Raw genomic sequence first — 16,814 nt, 5'->3', positions numbered from 1 at the left:
TTAATAATTTAAAGTTCAAGGGTTTACTTTTTTGAGTGAATTAAATGCTTTGTTATTCTGCGATAAGTAAACGTTTTTTAGATTCTTCACTCTGTTGCACAGCGTTCTGAATTACAATAACAAACTCCTTACAACGCTCGTCTAAAAATATAACGCGTAATAAAAATACCTTGTCCGTCTTTATCTCCAGCATCACTTTCAACAGCAGAGGTTACAAACATTAAGTCCCAACCTTTGGTCAACATATCTGTCAATTTTGAAGAGATTACAGCATCATTAGCGGCGATATTTTGAAAACGAATACCAGCAATATTGTAAAAATTTAAAAGTTTGGTTTCATCAAAATCCTTTACGCGAATGTCTTTTCTTTTAGATTTGTTACTGCTGTTATCATCTTCAGTTTGTTCAGAAGTAAAATCTTTATAATCACGGTCAACATTTGAGGATATAATTCTTGATCTACCTAAACCGCTTGGCACTATCGACTCTACACTAGTAATTACCTTAATTTCAAACTTTGGTTTAGAAGTAGTTTCTTCTTGTGCGTTTAACGATAAACTTACGATCATTAAAAATGCAATTAATAAACTTGTTTTTTTATTGTATTTTATTTTTAGGTTTTAAAACTATTATTATACACGCTCCGAATGATAGTAATTAACCGTTCATAATATCCTCAATTTCCTCAACTTCAATAGGTATGTTACGCATTAAGTTAGAAGGCTCTCCTTTTTCTTGAATTACTACATCATCTTCCAATCGAATTCCAAAACCTTCATCAGGTATGTAAATTCCCGGTTCTACAGTAAATACCATATTGGCTTGCATAGGTTCCGTTAAAATTCCATAATCATGTGTGTCTAAACCCATGTGGTGAGAAGTGCCATGCATAAAATATTTTTTGTACGCAGGCCATTCAGGGTCTTCATTTTTAACATCAACTTTATCAAGTAGTTTTAACCCTAACAATTCAGAAGTCATTAATTTACCAACTTCTATATGATAATCTGCCCAAATAGTACCGGGAACCAACATTTTTGTAGCTTCATTTTTTACACGATTTACAGCATTGTAAACGGCTTTTTGTCTTTTACTAAATTTTCCTGAAACGGGAATTGTACGGGTCATATCACTTGCATAATTTGCATATTCAGCACCAGCATCTATTAGTATCAATTCGCCCTCTTTACATTGTTGGTTATTTTCTATATAATGCAATACATTGGCATTATTGCCCGAACCAATAATGGGCGTGTAGGCAAAACCTTTGGATCTATTTCTTAAAAATTCATGCATAAATTCTGCTTCAATTTCGTATTCCCAAACTCCGGGTTTTGTAAAATTGAGTACTCGTCTAAATCCTTTTTCGGTAATATCACATGCTTGTTGAATCAAATCAATTTCAATCTGATCTTTTACAGAACGTAAGCGTTGTAAAATAGGATTGCTTTTAGCAACCGAATGTGCAGGATATTTGTCTTTTAGCCATTTTGTAAAACGGTCTTCACGGGTTTCTGTTTCAACCGAAGCTCGGTAATGCTCATTGGTATTAATGTATACCGTATCGCATTGCGACATTAGTTCAAACATTATTTTTTCCATGTCTTGTAGCCAATATACGGTTTTGATACCACTGGTTTTAAGAGCGGCTTCTTTGGTTAGTTTTTCGCCTTCCCATACAGCAATATGCTCATTGGTTTCCTTTAAAAAGAGAATTTCACGATGTTTTTCTTTTGGACAATCAGGAAACAGTACTAAAATGCTTTCCTCTTGATCTACACCACTTAAATAAAAAATATCGCGATGCTGCTGAAAAGGCATAGTACTGTCCGCACTTATCGGGTAAATATCATTAGAATTAAAAACCGCCAAACTACAGGGCTTCATTTTGGACATAAAATTTTTGCGATTTTTTATAAAAAGTTTATTGTCTATTGGAAAGTATTTCATCTTATCACATTTTAATGTTTGCCTCACAAATTTATTAAATCTTAAAGAGTATTGGGCGTGTAATTCAGATTAATTTAGTAGTTTTCGGTCATTAATTTTAGATTATGATTAGAAAGTTATTTTTTTATGTTGCCCTATTATTGGTTGCGATAAGCACTGCTCAAAACACAAATAAAATGGCATCAGAATATTTTGACGTGGTGAGAGCGGAATTTATAGGAGATCAGGCTTACAAAACAACAGAATTTGTAGCCCAATATTGGAGAGTGGTTGGTAATACTGGATTCAATAAAAGTATCTACCATATTGCAGAAGGTCTTGAAAGAGCAGGCTATGTTTTAGAAAGCGATGCTTTGGAATATAATAAACTGACGTACAGGATTGAAAAAAGACCTATGAAAAAACCCACTTGGGAAACTGTTAGTTCCAGTTTAACTATTGTAGGTCAAGATTCGCCAATATTAGAATCAGCTACTAATAGAAACATGACTTATTTAAACTCAATATCAACTCCAAAAGGAGGTGTTACTGCTGAGGTAGTTTATATAAAAGATAAAAAATCACTAGAGAAAACAGACATAAAAGGCAAAGTTATTTTTGCTGAAATGAGTCCTTATACACTCTATAAAACGGCAATGAAAAAAGGTGCAGTAGGAATGCTAACTTACGATATGCCCGATTATTTGCAACCCGAAAAAAATATTACTTCTATACAATTTAGGAGTATTCCCTATAATGAGAAAAATTTGTGGGGTATAGCCTTGTCTTATCAAGCTAAAGAAAAATTAAAAAAGGAGTTGGATAAAGGAACTGTAAATGTAAAAGCCGTTATCAATACTAAAATTTATCCGTCCGAAGAACTGACCATTGTTGCCGATATAAAAGGTGATGTGAACCCCAATGAAAGACTCGTTTTTAGTGCCCATGTGCAAGAACCAGGAGCAAATGATAATGCTTCAGGGGTAGGTGTTCAATTAGAAATGGCTCAAATAGCAGCTAAGTTTATTAAAGATAAGACTGTAAAATTAGATAGAACCCTTACTTTTTTATGGGGGGATGAAATTGTTTCTACACGAAGGTATATTCAAGAAGATAGTATTAGAGCATCAAATATTAAATGGGGAATCAGTTTAGACATGGTGGGCGAAAATACAGCTATAACGGGAGGCTCATTTTTAATTGAAAAAATGCCAGACCCAAGTGCAATATGGACACGTGGTAACGACAAACATTCCGAATGGGGCGGAAGACCATTGAAATTAAAAGATATGAAACCACATTATCTGAATGATTTTATAATAAATATTTTTGAAGAGCAAGGAAAATTTGCCAATTGGGAGGTAAACACAAATCCGTTTGAAGGTGGTAGTGACCATACACCGTTTTTAAGAGCTGATATTCCCGGATTACTCTTATGGCATTTTACGGATCAATTTTACCACACCGATAATGACAGGATAGACAAGGTGTCTCAAGAAACCTTAAAAAATGTTGGAATCGGTGCATTAACAAGTGCCTTTTCATTGTTAAATTCAGATGCTACTGCTGCTTTGACGGAATTGGAGAACATTAAATCTAGAGCAGAAAAAAGATTGAAAGCTGAATTTCTATTATCGCAACAAGCGGTAAAAGAAGGAGATGACTTGAATGTTGAAATTAAAATCCTAAATGCATGGAACGATTGGTATCAAAAAACATTTGATTCTTTACGAGATATGGCTTATGAACCTAATGAAGATTTGAACAGGGCAATTAACAAAGCAAAAGACAAATTAACAAAGCAAACAGAAAAATATATTAAATCTTTAAAATAGCATGTTAGCTACTTCACTAAAGAAAATTGGAATTCCTATTTTGCTTTTTGCTTTATTGACGAGTTGTTCTCCTAAGCTAAAACAGTCCTATTCCAGCTTGTCAAAACCTGAACGGACATGGGTTATTTTTCATCCGTTTAAAGCAAAAAAAGCGTATCAAATTTCGAGAGAGGCATTAATCACAGCTGATTCTATAGGCAAAGAAAACACTATTGGGAATGATATGAATGGCGGACAATTAGATGCCTTTAAGCATAGTTTTTGGATGGCAAAATCTGCACAAAGTATTGGTAAAAATGCAGCGTTGAGTTTAGGTAGAGCCCATGAAAAAGGTAATTATCAAACCTTTAAAAAACGACAGTTGGAAGATGGAATAGCACCGGACAAACCAGCTTCAGATATGGATTTGTTTAACAACCACGTTGGTGCAAGTTTAGGCAAACAATATAAGAAAGCTTCAAAAAAAACCGTCATAAATCATTTGTTAGTTGCTATCCGTCAAGGTAAATTAAGAATGCTAAAAAAGGATGCTTCAGGTAACTTTTTAGATTGTAAAGGGCAAATTATTCCCATTAATTCCCTAAAAGGCAAATGGGAAAACGATAAGTGTTTGGTGCCAACCAATTAACTTCGTATTAATGACTTCATTTAATCCTTTTTGTCTTATTTTAGCAACAAACTCAACGCAATACATTAGAATATGCACCATATACCGTTATTACAGGATTTTGTAATTCTATTAGGATTTTCCATCCTAATCGTGTTTTTGTTGCAACGGTTAAAATTGCCTTCAATATTAGGTTTTCTAATTACGGGAATTATAATTGGCCCCTTTGGTTTTAATTTGATAAAAGCTGAGGACATAGAAATTATATCTGAAATTGGTGTAATTCTGCTCTTGTTCGTTATCGGTATGGAACTTTCCTTAAAACAACTAGCTTCCATAAAAAATACGGTCTTTATTGGTGGCTCCCTTCAAGTCGGGTTGACCATCTTAATTTCAGGGTTTGCCTATTACTTTCTTGGAAATGCTATTGAAGAAGCCGTTTTTGTAGGGTTTTTATTCTCGCTATCCAGTACAGCTATTGTGCTAAAAATACTACAAGATAGAAATGAAATGAAGACCGCTCACGGGCGGAATGCCTTGGCAATACTTATTTTTCAGGACATTATCGTGGTCCCGATGATGTTGATAACACCAATATTAGCTGGAGCTTCGGACAATATTGCTATGAGTGTTTTATCCTTGGTTGTAAAATCAGTTATTGTGGTAATTATTACCATTGTAAGTGCCCGATATGTTGTACCTAAATTGATGTACGCGGTGGCAAAAACCAATAGTAAAGAACTTTTTTTATTGACTACTATTGCTATCTGTTTTGCCGTCGCTTTTTTAACTTCTGAAGCTGGTTTGTCTTTGGCCTTGGGTGCTTTTTTGGCAGGGCTAATTATCTCTGAATCAGAATATTCACATCAATCAACGAGTATTATTTTGCCGTTTAGAGAACTGTTTACCAGTATCTTTTTTATATCGATTGGGATGCTGTTAGATTTAACATTTTTCCTTAATAATGTTGGCGTAGTTCTGTTACTTGTGGTCATTGTTTTTTCTATAAAAACATTTGTAATTTCAATAGCGGTTGCGGTACTGAAATATCCACCAAGAACTATTTTACTAACGGCTCTATCTTTATTTCAAGTTGGAGAATTTGCTTTTATACTTTCTAAAGTAGGCGTTCAGTACAATTTATTGAGTGAAGAAACCAACCAATACTTTCTGGCAGTTTCTATAGTTTCCATGATTTTAACTCCTTTCGTAATTATGTTCTCGCATACGATAGCAGATCGGTTTTTAAAGACCAAATTGGGTAAGAAAATCGATAAAACCTTAGTAAATCAAGAACAAAACGAAACAATTATTGATAACGAAATTTCTAATCATTTAATAATAATTGGTTTTGGTATTAATGGGACTAATTTGGAAAAAGCGGCTAGATACGCTAATATACCTCATGTCGTAATCGAAATGAATCCGTCAATAGTTAAAAAAGGTAAAGCAGATGGTGTTCCTATACTATTTGGCGATGCTTCTGAACCGCATATATTAGATACGGTAAATCTTTCTAAGGCACGCTCGGTAGTTATTGCTATTTCTGATAAAGAGGCCACTAAAACCGTTATTAGGAATATACGGGCAACGTCGCAAACTGTGCATATTTTAGTGCGGACAAGATATGTTAGGGAAATAAGTGAATTGGTTGCTCTTGGGGCGGACGATGTGATACCCGAAGAGTTTGAAACTTCCATTGAAATATTTTCAAGGGTAATGCACACGTTTTTGGTGCCCGAAAGCCAGATAGAGAATTTGGTTGATTTTGTACGAGCGGATAATTATGAAGTATTTCAAATGAAGAAAAAAGTGCCTAAAACATTTGCACCCACTTCAATTCCCGATTTTAACATTACCTGTGTGCGAGTAACCTCTGATAGCAGTAAAATCAATGGCAGAACATTAAAAGAAGCCAATATTAGGGCAGAATACGGGGTAAGTGTGTTGGCGGTTTCGCATGGTGATAAAATTATAGATGATATACACCCCGATCAAAAAATCTACCAAAACGATTTGTTGTTTATACAAGGTAGCCAAGAAAATATTGAGCAGTTTAGGAAGTTTGTGAATTAAAAAAGACCTCACAGGTTTTCAAAACCTGTGAGGTCAGATTTTTTAATCCTTAAACAACGAAAAATCCATCCCCTCAATTTCCTTTCTATATGTTGGCCATTCAGTTTTAAAGAAATCATCAATTTTATTTATTACCTCATCCACTTTGTCATTGGCATTTTTTATTAGTTGTTGTTGTGTTTTTCCAGGTTTTTCTTGTAAACTACCTACATAACTCCTTGCTGTATATAAATAGTTCATTGGTGTAAGTTCTGGGTTTCGGGTAATACCTTGTCGTTTGTCTTCTTTACCGATCATAGCATCAATTAATGTGTTGATGGATTTCACAATGGAGTCACTTTTTTTAATGGCGTCTTTATATTTTTTCTTATCAACCTCTTTAAATTGTTTTTTATAAGTACTTGCAATTTCTTTAGATTCGTTGAGTTGAGCAACCGCTTTTCCCGTCCGTTCAAATTGTTTTTCCAATTGCTTTTGTAAATCGTATTTACTTTTTAATACCTCAAAAGGCATTTCAACCCTTGGGTCGTAGGCTACATTAACTGTAGTAGAATCTTTATGTTTTCCGTAGTGCAACACTACTTTATAATTTCCAGGCAATACGGTTACACCTCTAGGTTCGGAAGCATTTTTTTTCGCCAACTTTCTGGAAGGACCTCTTACTCCTTTTTCTGCCAAATACCAACTGGCTTTGTGTAAACCGCTTTCCTTAGGAGTTTTTTGTTTTAGGGTTCTGATCAATTCGTTTTTAGAATTATAAACTTTTAACGTAATAGAATCCGATTTTTTGCTTTTTGCGGTATCTGTTGGTTTATTGATGCTATAGTTGATTTTTGCCCCTCTAATTGACCTGTTTTCTCCGTTAAACAATGCATTTCCGCCAAAACGAGAACCTGAAGGTTGCTGAATAAGGTGAATAAACGCATCTGGTGAATCATATACTTTTAAAGTGTTATTCAACACTTGGGTACCTTCTGTTGCTAACGTTCTTAATGGCCTAATGTCATCTAACACATACATAGAACGCCCAAAAGTGGCAATAACCAAATCGTGTTCACGAGGATGTATACCTAAGTCCATGGTTGATACACTTGGGTAATCATTGGTCCATTTGGTCCAGGTTTTGGCTTCGTCTAAACTGACATATAAACCATTTTCGGTACCCAGAAAAATTAATTTCTTTTCTATTGGGTCTTGAATTAATGCTAAGGAATATCCAAAAGTTTCATCCTTTTTGTCCAACAAGCTTTCCCAAGTTTTGCCGTAATCTCTGGTTCTGAATAAATAGGGTTTAAAATCAAAATTTCTATAATTGTTTACAACGGCATAGGCTTCACCAGCATTAAATGTAGAAGCTTTGATTTGAGCTATCCAACTACCTTTTGTAAATTTTTTATGCTTAACAGGTGTAACATTAGTCCATGTTTCGCCACCATTTCTAGTAATTTGTATCTGTCCATCATCGGTGCCTACCCAAAGCAATCCTTTTTCTAACGTACTGGGCGTAATGGCCAAAATGGTAGTATGGTTTTCTGCACCTGTAGCATCCATTGTCAATCCACCACTTTCGTGCTGTTTTTGCTTCTCGGGGTCGTTAGTAGTCAAATCTGGAGAAATGACATCCCATTCATGGCCTTTGTTAGTTGTTTTATGTACAAATTGGCTTCCAAAGTATAATGTTTCACTATCAAACGGATCCATAGCAATGGCAGCATTCCAGTTAAAACGCAATTTTACATCAGGGTCTGGATGCGTAGGGCGAATCATCTTTGTACTTCCTGTTTCTCTATCGTATCTGCCTACATAACCTTGTTGCGACATTCCATAACCGTATCGCGAATTTTTAGGATCAGGAATCACATCAAAACCATCGCCGAACATCAATTCTTGCCAATATGAATTCCGTATACCTTGTGCTTTTAACACATAGGCCGGGCCAATCCACGAACCATTATCTTGCATTCCACCATAAAGATTGTAGGGGTAATCCATGTCATAAGCAATATGATAAAATTGTCCCACTGGCAAATTTTCGACAAAACGCCATGTTTTGCCTTTATCACGTGTAATATTCAATCCACCATCGTTACCATCTATCATAAAACTAGGATCCTCAGGATGGATATACCAAGCATGATGATCAGGATGAATACCCGCATTGGAATTGTACGCTGGCATCAATTGTTTAAACGATTTACCACCATCATCACTTACATTTACGTAGGTAAAAACTGTGTATAATCTATTTTCATTTTTAGAATCGACAAACAAATCGTAATAGTAAAACGGGCGGTTTCCAATTCCTGATTTGTCGTTTATTTTTTTCCATTTAATACCTCCATCTTCAGATTTATATAATGCATTTTTTTTGGACTCGATTAACGCATACACAATTTTTGGGTTGCTAGGTGCTATTGCCAAACCGATTCTGCCCAAATTTCCTTTTGGTAGTCCGTCTTCATCTGTTTTTTTTGTCCAATTTTCACCACCATCATAGGTAATATACAATCCAGATCCTTCTCCACCCGAGTTAAAAGTCCAAGGTTTACGCCGGTGTTCCCACATGGCAGCTATCAATTTATTGGGATTGGTAGCATCTACCACCAAATCGGCCGCTCCTGTTTTATTATTTACAAAAAGTGATTTTGTCCACGTTTTACCGCCATCAGTAGTTTTAAAAACACCACGTTCAGGATGCTCGCCCCAAGGAGAACCAATTGCTGCAACATACACCGTATTAGGATTATCTTTATCAATAATTATTCTGTGAATATTTCGTGTTTTCTCTAAGCCCATCAATTGCCAAGTGGTTCCTGCATCTAAACTTTTATAAATACCATATCCGCCGTTAAGACTATTTCGAGGATTTCCTTCACCTGTACCAACCCAAATAACATCTGGATTGCTTTGTTGAATTGCTAGGGCACCTATACCTTGAAGAGGTTGTTTGTCAAAAATAGGTTTCCAGTCTATACCCCCACTTTCCGATTTCCAAACACCGCCAGAAGCTGCTCCAGCATATATGATATCGGGATTATTATTTACAACATCAATTGCTGTAATTCGTCCACTCATTCCAGCGGGGCCAATAGCCCTAGGTTTCATGCTTTTCAGCTTTTCTAGGTCTAATTGTTGAGCAGAAATAATTGTTGTAATAAAAAAGGCAAGTAAAGTAAATTTTTTCATGATTTAGTTTGGTTAAAAGAGCTACTAAAGTAGTTGATATTTTTATGAAAACCAATTTTGGTATTTGCGGTTTTCGTGCCACTAGGTTACAACCTGTTTTGTTGCTACATTTTTGGTATATTGCACTAGAATTATTTTAGAACCTTTCTTTACTACAAATGCACAAAACTAAATCCATATATTTTCATTTTATAGTTTTCGCTATTTTTTTATTGAGCTTTAGTTTTGAAGGTTATTGTCAAGAAATTCCTGAGAAGAAGCATCCAGATAAAGCAGTTCAAGATTACATAAACTTATTATCTGAGGATGAGCAGCGATTATTAAATATAAAACTAAAAAATTATGCCGATACTACTTCTACTGGAATAGCTATAGCAATAAGAAACGATATTAAAGATGATATCAACTTTTATGCGGCAAAAATGCTAACTGAGTGGGGATTGGGACAAGCAGAAGAAGACAATGGTATTTTGTTGGTTTTGGACACAAATCAACGAAAGATAGCGATATCTACGGGGTATGGTGTTGAACATTTATTAACAGATGCTCTTTCTAAAAGGATAATAACTAATATCATTACTCCTCAATTTAAGCAAGGTAATTTTTACAGTGGTTTAGATAAAGGTACATCTGCTATAATTCAAATTATGAATGGTGAGTATAAAGGCTCACCACAACGGAGTAATGATGGTGGAGATGGTATCCCTTTTGTCTTTATCATACTTTTTCTGATTATTCTATTTATTATTCTTTCCAATCGCAATAAAAGAAACCGTGGTAATAAAGGAAACCGTGGCAATAGAAGAGATGACGTTGCACGTTCTATTTTAGAAGCTATTATCTTGAGTCGTTCTGGTCGTGGAGGATTTGGTGGTGGTGGAGGCTTTGGCGGTAGTTCTGGAGGAGGAAGTTTTGGTGGCGGCGGATTTGGCGGATTTGGCGGTGGTATGGGCGGAGGAGGCGGTGCTTCTGGAAGTTGGTAAGATAGCCTATCCTAAATCCTTCCCAAAAGGGAAGGACTTTTAAATGACTTTATTATGAGAAAAATCACCTTTATTTTTATTCTGATTTCTCTTTTTTCTTGTAATAAGAAACAAGAAAAAACGGATACTGCACCCAATCCAACTGATCCCTACATTTTAGTTTTAGGTACTGCCCAAGATGCCGGCTATCCACAAATTGCCTGTCAAAAAGAATGTTGCGAACGTGTTGCTAAAAACACTGAATTGAAAAGGTTTGTAAGTTCAATTGCATTGGTAGATTCTGTTTCTAATGAAAGTTGGATTTTTGATGCTACGCCTGATTTTACCGCTCAAACTCAGCTATTATCGGCACATTTAAAAGATAAACCATTGCCTGACGGTATTTTCTTAACCCACGGACATATGGGCCATTATACGGGACTGATGTTTTTAGGAAGAGAAGCACTTGGAGCAAAAAATATGCCTGTGTATGTCATGCCCAAAATGAAAACTTATTTGACCAAAAATGGTCCATGGAGCCAATTGGTAAAGCTAAATAATATTGATTTAAAACCTTTGCAAGAGGACTCAATTATTGAATTAAACGAACGAATTTCTGTAACACCTATTCAAGTCCCGCATCGAGATGAATTTACTGAAACGGTTGGGTTTATTATCAATAATCAAAAGAAAAAAGCCTTGTTTATTCCAGATATTGATAAATGGGAAAAATGGGATAGAAATATTGTCGATTACATTAAAGAAGTTGATATTGCCTTGTTAGATGCTACTTTTTTTAAAGATGGCGAAATTAATAGGGATATGAACGAAGTTCCGCATCCTTTTGTGGAAGAAAGTATGACATTGTTGGAAAACTTATCAGAAAAAGATAAAAATAAAGTTCACTTTATCCATTTTAACCACACCAATCCGTTGCTAATTAACGGAAGTAAAGCTCAAAAAACAGTAATTGAAAAAGGTTTTAATACAGCCAAACAGGGTATGACTATAGATTTATAATAATTTATTCATTTGGATTTTTTATAGTTAATTGATTTCGTTTAATTTGTAGCATAAAAATTACTATTAAGCTACAATTCTGTTAATGAAATATATTTTTTCTTGTATTTTTTTCTGTTTATTACTATTGAGCTGTAAGCCCAATTTTGAAGAACCAATAATTACATTGGATGCTTATAAAATTGAAGAAGGGTTTGAATTAGAGGTTGTGGCTTCAGAACCGCTATTGGATTCGCCTGTGGCCATTGATTTTGATAACCAAGGTCGTATTTGGGTAGTGGATATGCCTGGATTTATGATTGGAGAGACCGAACCCACGGGATCCATTAAAATTTTACAAGATTTAGATAATGACGGAGTTGCCGATCATGCAAAAATCGTTGTGGACAGTTTAGTAATGCCAAGGGCCTTAGCTTTGGTTTATGGTGGCTTATTATATGCTGAGCCTCCTAATTTATGGTTTGCAGAAATTAAAAACGATAAGGTACAACACAAAATACTGGTGGATTCTTTGTATGCACCAGATGGAAATCCTGAGCATCAACCCAATGGTCTATTAATGAATATTGACAATTGGATTTACAATGGAAGTACAAATTTTAGATATCAACAAAGAGACGGTAAATGGATAAAAGAACCCACTTCTTATCGTGGCCAATGGGGTATTACAAAAGATAATTTTGGTAGGCTGTATTATAACAATAATGGCCAACAATTATTAGGAGATTATGTATTGCCAAACCGATTAATTCGTAATAAATTTTACACTCCTAAAGAAGGACTTAATAAAAGATTGACTGACGACCAACGTGTATATCCAATTCATCCTACTCCAGTAAATCGTGGTTATAGTGAGGGTGTTTTGAACAAAGACAGCTTCCTCGTTAATGTTACTGCGGCTTGTGGACCACTAGTGTATCGTGGTAGCAATTTTTCTGAAGATTATAATCAAAATGTTTTTGTTTGCGAGCCGGCGGCGAATTTGGTAAAAAGAAACATTCTAACCTTTAATGGTGTTTATACAGAAGCCAATCAAGCATGGCAAGGCAAAGAATTTTTAGTATCGTCAGATGAAGGTTTTAGACCCGTTAATTTAAATAATGGCCCAGACGGGAATATGTATATTGTAGATATTCACCGTGGAGTTATTCAACATCATGCCTTTTTAAGTCCCTATTTAAAAAATAAATCAAGAGAGTATGGATTAGACTCCTTAGTTGATTTTGGACGTATTTTAAAGGTTTCAAAAAAAGGGGTTAAGCGAAAAGTTATGACGAATTTAAATAGTTTGTCAACGGATGAATTGATAGGTTTATTAAAAAGTGATAACGGTTGGTTAAGAGATAGAGCACAGCAAATCATTATTTATAAAAATGATAAAAAAGCAATACCGTTGCTTAATCAATTGGTTATGGAAGTGGAGTACCCTCTTGCTCAAGTTCATGCATTGTATGTTTTAGAGGGATTAAACGCTTTAGATATTGAAACCCTAATTGCAGTTGCTAAAAATGGAAATGAGGAGGTTGGTGCTCACACCATTATTTTACTAGAAAGCTTTGTGAAAAAAGAAAATTCTGAAATAATTTCTAACCTTTTTAAGGAGCTTGTCGGTAAAAATAGTATGACCATTGATTTTTATATAAGCTCTACTCTAGGGGTTTGGGCAAATATTGATAAAGAACAATTTATTCCAAACATGAAATCGTTAAGCGTAAAATACAAGGATCATAAATTTTTTCAAGAAGCTTTGGTGAGTGGACTTTCCACTAAGAGTATTGATTTACAACGAAATTTGATAAAAAATGAAATTGCTCAAAACACACTATTTAGTAAAGTTTTGTCTAAAAATATTGAACAATTCAATGATAAAAAGCCTAATAAACTTTTTGTTAAAATCCTTCCAAATAAAGATGCTAGAACAGAAGGATCGAAACTGTACGGTCAAATCTGTGCCGCTTGTCATGGACCAACAGGTGAAGGAATTGACGAGTTGGCACCACCGCTATTAAATTCAGAATACTTAAAAACCAATATGGAAAGGCTTGGACTTATTTTATTGCATGGCTTAAAAGGCCCAATAAATGTAAACGGCACATTATATAATTTTAATAGTACTATGCCTGGTTTGATTCATAATGAACAAATTTCTGACGAGAATTTATCACATATTATTAATTACATAACCAATGCATTTACTGACCAGTCTAAATGGTTGCCCGCTGATAAAATAAAGCAGCTTCGTAACATTAAGTCTAAGGGAGGAATGGAATATACCGAAGCGGAATTAAATGAGATGTTTTCAGAAACTAAAAAATGATTATAAATTTAGTTTTAATTTTTAAAACATTCTAAACCTATCTTTTCTTACTTCGCCAGCTTTACCTAACGTATTGAATTTATAGCTAAAACCGACCATAAAGTATTGTTGTAATACAGTACTTTGCGAATCTTGAATATAGTTTTCATTAGAAATTCTTCTAGCATTGGTATTCTGATTTAACAGATCATAGGCTTTTAAGGTTATCATACCTTGATTTTTCATAATTGAATATGATAGTGTTGAGTTCCAAAACCAAGCACTTTTTTGAAACCCATCAGCAATATTAGAATTATAATTAAAGCTAATTTGATTTTCCCATTCTAAATTTTTAGGTACTGATGTTCTCGTTGAGATTCTTAAATTATGAGTTACAAATTCTCTATTATCAAATTGTTCAAGGTCAAACTTATTTGTGTTAAAAGATACTCTATAATTAGGGCGAATTTCTAACACATCTTTCCAAGTATAGGTTAAACCAAAGTTCGGAGATATTGAATTGTTCTTAGCAAGATATTTTGTACCATTATTGAAATTGTTAGATCTTCTTAGGTTGAGTCCCAGTCCTAAATTCAATTTTAGGGTTCTTATTGTATCTAATTTAATTGTCTTAGAGTAACCACTTCCAACGTATAAACTTCCATTCCCATTAACATTTGTATAAGTAGTGTTTCTTACAAAATTTTCATCAATTGTACTATTAGATACAACATCATTGTTTGAAATATCTCCTCCCATGTACGTATAAATACCTGTGCCTTTCTGAAAATCGTAGTTATTGAAACTAAAATTCAAACTATGTCTATTGGTGGGCTCAAGTGCAGGATTTCCAGTAATAATATTTAGTGGGTTTGAAACATCTTGAAAAGGTTGTAATTGCCTTAGTCGTGGTACTTGATTGTCCAGTCTGTATCTTACATATAATGATCTTTTTGAACTAAAACGATAGCGAACCCTTGAGTTTAACTCTAAATTACTGAAGTTGCGTTTTAAATTTAGTTGAGGTCTTAAAAAGTCCTCACTTTCTAAGGTTCTAAATACCATATCGCTTCCAAAATTTATATTAAACTTATCTTTATTATAAGTTAAGCGTAAACCTGGTACATTTCTAAAATTTTTATATTCAAAATCAGTACTTAGCTCTGTATTAAAGTCTGAAAATGTTTGTGTGGCATTATTAAAATCATAGGTGCTTTTTTCATTGTCTGTATTTTCAAAACCGTAAGTATATCTAAAATCTAAATAAACTTTTTTACCTACTAGTGGTAACCTATAGGTAAGCCTCGAAGAAAAACTATTTGTATTCTCATTGTTTTCCGAAAATTGATCTCTCGAAATGTTTTCAGGATTATTACCAAAAATAGAAGTTTCTGAACTTAAAAAATTATCAGAATTATTAGCACTAAATTCATTGTCTAGGTTTATGCGTAGAAAAGAACCTTCACTACCAAAACGTTTAGTAACATCAAAGTCATTGCTAAAATTATTAGCCTTACTTTCTGAAAATGAAGATGTATTTGATTGATTGGTCACAATATTTGCTTCATCTCTAGACTCTTCTTCTCGGTCAAATTCTCTTTTATTAGTTGAATACCTAAAGGATGGTTTAATATTGATTAGTAAAGTAGTGTCTATTTCTATTTCAAAATCTAAATTGGCACTGTGGTTATCATTATGATTTGAGGATGTAGACTCTGAATCTGTAAAATATCTAGAGTCTGGTAAAAAGTTTTCTCTCTGTGTTGCATTTTTGTCTTCAGAATCACTAGTTGAATAAAAATAATCAGCAGATATCTCTACTTTTTTTCCAATTTGGTCGGCATAATTAAAACCTGTATTTTTTGACGTTGTAATACCTTGACCACCACCAAAATTGAGACCATTTACACCAAAAGAAACTTGACCACCTCTTACGTTCATGCTAAAATTACCGCGACCACCAAACATTTTTTGAATCTCACCAAAACTAAAACCCGGTGAGTTGGTGTTATTACCACCAGCCAATACACTAATACGTCTATCGTTATTAAAATAATTGAACATTCCTGCGGCTTCCCAGCGTTTATCTGTTCCACCCCCAGCCGAGACACGTCCAAAAACACCTTTATTATTTTCTTTTTTTATGGTTAGATTGATGGTTTTATCCTCACCTTCACTGTCTTCACCAGAAAAGGCTTGTGCTTTGGTTTTGGTATCTGTAATTTGAATTTTCTCAATAATATCTTTGGTCAGATTTCGTGTGGTTATAGTAGGGTCGTTCCCAAAAAAGGGTTTGCCATTTACCAATATTTTATTCACTTCTTTTCCATTAACTGTTATTTTTCCATTTTCATCTACTTCTACACCTGGTAATTCTTTTAAGACATCTTCAACATTGGCATCTTTTTTAGTTTTAAAAGAACTTACATTAAATTCTACCGTATCTTTTTTTATGGTAATAGGAGACCTAGATTTAAGTACTACCTCATCTAATATATTGGCATCAGCCAAAGAAATAGTGTTTAAATTCATTGGTTCACCTCTATAATTAATTAGCTTGGCGTATGATTGATAACCTATAAAAGAAACGTTTAATCTTAAATCTTTATATGGAGATTTTCCTTCTAATTTAAAGTTGCCATTTTTGTCTGTTATAGTGTAAGTAATAAGTGTGCTATCTTTGGCTCTTTCTAAATAAACGGTTGCAGCTTCTAGCGGTTTTTGATCATTTTCAGAAACAATTTTTCCAGATATTTCATAGTTTTTTGATTGAGCGAAAATAGCAACGGTACATAGCATAGCTATGCAGGTAATAAGTTTTTTCATTATGGGCTGATGGTGGGTTTCAATAGAGCAAAGGAATTGTTTTTTATATAGAACAACTAAAATAGTAGTTTAAAGTT

The 16,814-nt window shown here is 34.2% G+C and carries 10 protein-coding genes; 6 read left to right on the top strand and 4 right to left on the bottom strand.

Annotation, left to right across the window (positions count from 1 at the left end):
• Window positions 1–128: 128 nt before the first annotated feature.
• Window positions 129–569 (bottom strand): hypothetical protein, encoded by a 441-nt coding sequence (locus U5A88_RS13025; RefSeq protein WP_354207119.1) that lies wholly within the window; start codon window positions 567–569, stop codon window positions 129–131.
• Window positions 570–657: 88 nt separating this feature from the next.
• Window positions 658–1,950 (bottom strand): aminopeptidase P family protein, encoded by a 1,293-nt coding sequence (locus U5A88_RS13020; RefSeq protein WP_354207117.1) that lies wholly within the window; start codon window positions 1,948–1,950, stop codon window positions 658–660.
• A gap of 104 nt (window positions 1,951–2,054) precedes the next feature.
• Here U5A88_RS13020 and U5A88_RS13015 point away from each other — a divergent pair, with 104 nt between their 5' ends.
• The 3 genes from U5A88_RS13015 to U5A88_RS13005 all read left to right on the top strand — a co-directional run bounded on the left by U5A88_RS13015 (window position 2,055) and on the right by U5A88_RS13005 (window position 6,447).
• The gene (locus U5A88_RS13015) at window positions 2,055–3,764 is read left to right on the top strand and encodes a M28 family peptidase (protein ID WP_354207116.1); all 1,710 of its coding nucleotides are present in this window, start codon (window positions 2,055–2,057) and stop codon (window positions 3,762–3,764) included.
• A 1-nt stretch (window position 3,765) separates the two neighbouring features.
• Window positions 3,766–4,392, top strand: a complete 627-nt coding sequence (locus U5A88_RS13010) for a DUF6973 domain-containing protein (RefSeq protein WP_354207114.1) — start codon at window positions 3,766–3,768, stop codon at window positions 4,390–4,392.
• Between the two features lie 156 nt (window positions 4,393–4,548).
• Window positions 4,549–6,447: a cation:proton antiporter domain-containing protein gene (locus tag U5A88_RS13005; protein ID WP_451963328.1), complete on the top strand. Its 1,899-nt coding sequence runs from the start codon at window positions 4,549–4,551 to the stop codon at window positions 6,445–6,447.
• A gap of 42 nt (window positions 6,448–6,489) precedes the next feature.
• Here the strand turns inward: U5A88_RS13005 and U5A88_RS13000 are convergent, their stop codons facing one another.
• Window positions 6,490–9,633 (bottom strand): WD40/YVTN/BNR-like repeat-containing protein, encoded by a 3,144-nt coding sequence (locus tag U5A88_RS13000; protein ID WP_354207110.1) that lies wholly within the window; start codon window positions 9,631–9,633, stop codon window positions 6,490–6,492.
• Between the two features lie 158 nt (window positions 9,634–9,791).
• On the opposite strand from U5A88_RS13000, the gene U5A88_RS12995 reads away from it, so the two are divergent.
• From U5A88_RS12995 to U5A88_RS12985, 3 genes are all read left to right on the top strand, one after another.
• Window positions 9,792–10,616 (top strand): TPM domain-containing protein, encoded by an 825-nt coding sequence (locus tag U5A88_RS12995; protein ID WP_354207108.1) that lies wholly within the window; start codon window positions 9,792–9,794, stop codon window positions 10,614–10,616.
• A 54-nt stretch (window positions 10,617–10,670) separates the two neighbouring features.
• Complete coding sequence (locus tag U5A88_RS12990) at window positions 10,671–11,615, top strand: MBL fold metallo-hydrolase (protein ID WP_354207106.1); 945 nt, start codon at window positions 10,671–10,673, stop codon at window positions 11,613–11,615.
• An 85-nt stretch (window positions 11,616–11,700) separates the two neighbouring features.
• Complete coding sequence (locus tag U5A88_RS12985) at window positions 11,701–13,932, top strand: DUF7133 domain-containing protein (protein WP_354207104.1); 2,232 nt, start codon at window positions 11,701–11,703, stop codon at window positions 13,930–13,932.
• Between the two features lie 21 nt (window positions 13,933–13,953).
• Here U5A88_RS12985 and U5A88_RS12980 read toward each other — a convergent pair whose 3' ends face one another.
• The gene (locus U5A88_RS12980; RefSeq protein ID WP_354207102.1) at window positions 13,954–16,737 is read right to left on the bottom strand and encodes an outer membrane beta-barrel protein; all 2,784 of its coding nucleotides are present in this window, start codon (window positions 16,735–16,737) and stop codon (window positions 13,954–13,956) included.
• Window positions 16,738–16,814: the final 77 nt, after the last annotated feature.

This window comes from Aureibaculum sp. 2308TA14-22, assembly GCF_040538665.1.
Lineage (GTDB): Bacteria > Bacteroidota > Bacteroidia > Flavobacteriales > Flavobacteriaceae > Aureibaculum.
This window is presented reverse-complemented; position numbering and strand designations above follow the sequence as displayed.